The 2,754-nt window shown below is 36.1% G+C and carries 1 protein-coding gene and 1 pseudogene; both read right to left on the bottom strand.

Annotated features, from left to right (window positions below; genetic code table 11):
- The coding region (locus K941_RS0112295; RefSeq protein WP_029103828.1) for a polymorphic toxin-type HINT domain-containing protein at positions 1-1,124 on the bottom strand (1,124 nt) is incomplete at its 3' end.
- A gap of 298 nt (positions 1,125-1,422) precedes the next feature.
- A pseudogene (locus tag K941_RS17420) lies at positions 1,423-2,754 on the bottom strand (Hint domain-containing protein); the annotation flags it as partial.

Below are 2,754 nucleotides of genomic sequence, written 5' to 3'. Positions count from 1 at the left end.
TTGGAAATCTCAGAATGAGACTTAGGTACGGGTACATTTTTGTTATAAGGCTTCACATCCTCAAAGGTAAATTTTGGGCAGGCATTGTGCACCCAAATGCCATCATGACCAACAAAATAAGTATGATTTCCATCAACTTCAAGATTATAGACAAAATCCTCATAAGGGTTTGGTGCAGGCATATCAAAACTTATCATGGCTTCATGTAAGCTCATCTCTGTTAAACCTGTTGCATCTCCATAGGTTTCAATATTTTTTAATGCTTTTCTATATAGTTCTTCATCTCCGATACTATTTTCTTTTACAATTTTACCCTCAAATATCAATGGCTTATTCATTGCTTCAATGAATTTTTGAGCAGTATGCGTATTTACGTTTATATCCTGACCCAGCCTTACGTTTAGGGTTTTGTATAGTTCTTTATCCACTAGAAAATTGGCTTTGGGCGTCAACCGTAACTTCGCATCTAAAGTTTTGCGATTTAAGGTTTTAATTTCTTCATCAAAGGCTTCTTCATTATCGGCTAAACTGATAAATTGGTAACCATTTGAATCAAATTTTACAAACTCAATAAGTCCACCACCATTTTTCCAAAAATCTGGGTCTTCAACAAACTGCACATATGCACAGCCTTCAGGATAATTTGGTAATGTACGGACGGGCATAAATGGCACATTATCTAGCCCAAAAGTTTCACCTGATAAATTAACTAAGAATGTCCCAGACAAGTCCTCTGCGGCTTCCCACTTTCCTGTTTTTCCACTAGGATCATAGGCAGACCAAAATGGGTGAAGTGCGTTACAGAAAATATATTCCATGCCATCATTAGTTGGATATTCGACCTTATAAATTCTTTCTTTCTGCTGAGATTTAAAGGTACTTAATACTGGTTTATATTGTAAATCACCTTGTGGATTAAACTCATCTCGTGATAACACCATATCTCCGACTTTAATGTCTTGAATAGGCACTAAACCTTTATCCGTATGAACAAGTGTACCCGCTACAAAACAAGCGTTATGTTTAGTTTCTAGCTTTAATTCATTAACATCAAAAGCCTCATCATAAAGTTTTTGATTTAATGCTTTACCTGATAGTGGTTTATCTTTGTCTGTGGCTAACACTCTTTCTCACTCCTTATATGTCCGTAAGGGACTATCATTTTTTAGTTTTAAGATAACATTCACATCGTGAACCCATAAGCCGTCTTCGCCTACAAAGTAAGTATGAAAACTTTCAACTTCCAAATTATATACTGGTACTTTAATAGGTTTACGATTTCCTGCCCATGATTTATTCTCATAGTTCTTGAAAACTTCCTTTGAGTATTCTAAATTAAGCTTAATATTTTGAGCATCTGATATATAAGACTTCCTGCAAAACCCAAAAATAAGGAAAACCGTTCGTGGTGAGCTTGTCGAATCATAACGGTTTTCCGCTACCCCTCAACAAGCTCGGGGCGAACGGAAAACCTAGTTTTGCAGGAAGTCTATAATAGTCTGATATGAATTTATCAGAGTGAACTTTATACCCTTGATTATTAAAAGCTACCATAAAATCGACTTCGCTTTCGTCACTATAGATGGGATAAGTAATTCCTATACCTTTGGTATAACTATCCCAAACCATATCAACTTCTAAAACTCTTGGATTATCTTCGTTTTCTATGCTAGATAACAATGTACCTATTTCAATATTAGAAGCAGGAATCCAATCATTTAATGTCTCATCCCAAATAGGGTGGTTAGGAGTTATGAATTCAAAATAACGTAGAGCATCTGGGTCTCCATATTCACTATTTTTTTGACAGCTTACTCTTACAATTTCTTCCTCGCCTGAACAAAAAGCTCTTACAACACGTTTATACTCAGTTGGAGCATCTCTACCACCCCATTCAGGACGAGATAACACCATATCACCAACCTTAATGTCCTGAATTGGAACTAACCCTTTATCAGTATGCACTAAAGTACCTGCTGGGAAACAAGCTCCATTTTCAGTTACTGCTCGCATAAAAATTCGCACGTTTTGGATTGGCAGAGTTCCATTATCTTGTCTTCTTTTTACGTCTGCATTCGTAGGTGTCGGGCAATTATCATTGTATACCCATAGCTCATCAAAGATATAATAAGTGTGGTTATCTGCTACTTCAAAATTATACACCGTATCCCGTCGTGGATTGTCTGTAACATAAATTTCACCTTTACCTTCAATATGAACTGGACTGTAGCTACTTCGTCCATCTAACAATTCAGTACAATCACCATTTTCACTATAGACTTGAAATGTATATTGTGATTTTTTATTTTTATCAGCAAACTGGTCTAAATGAGTAACACTGGTAAATCCCAATGATGCTTTTACATCAGCATGGTTGGTTTGGTATTCAGGACACGATAAGATGACATAGGCTTGATATCCTTCCTCCTTCATTTCCAATAATTGCCCTTTCTTCAAGTCTTCAAGGTTAGTCCACCCTTGTCCTTTTACCCAGAATGGATGGTTCGGTGTTGCTTTTACTCCAAAGACCTTGCCTTTCCTACTAAGATTTAGGATAGATGTATCACTTAAGCCATAAGCTTTAGTAGAGTTTTTGACAATTGCATATGTCAGTTCAAATATTGGTTTATTATGATGTACGATAGTTTTTACAACGGGTTTAAACTCTTGTTTGCCTATACCACTTTCATGTTTAGATAATACCATATCACCGACTTGGATATCTTCGATACGCTTTAATCCTTTATCTGTAGT

The organism is Moraxella caprae DSM 19149 (assembly GCF_000426885.1).
GTDB lineage: Bacteria > Pseudomonadota > Gammaproteobacteria > Pseudomonadales > Moraxellaceae > Moraxella > Moraxella caprae.
Note: the sequence above shows the minus strand (reverse complement) of the source record. Positions and strands in the feature narration are given on the sequence as shown.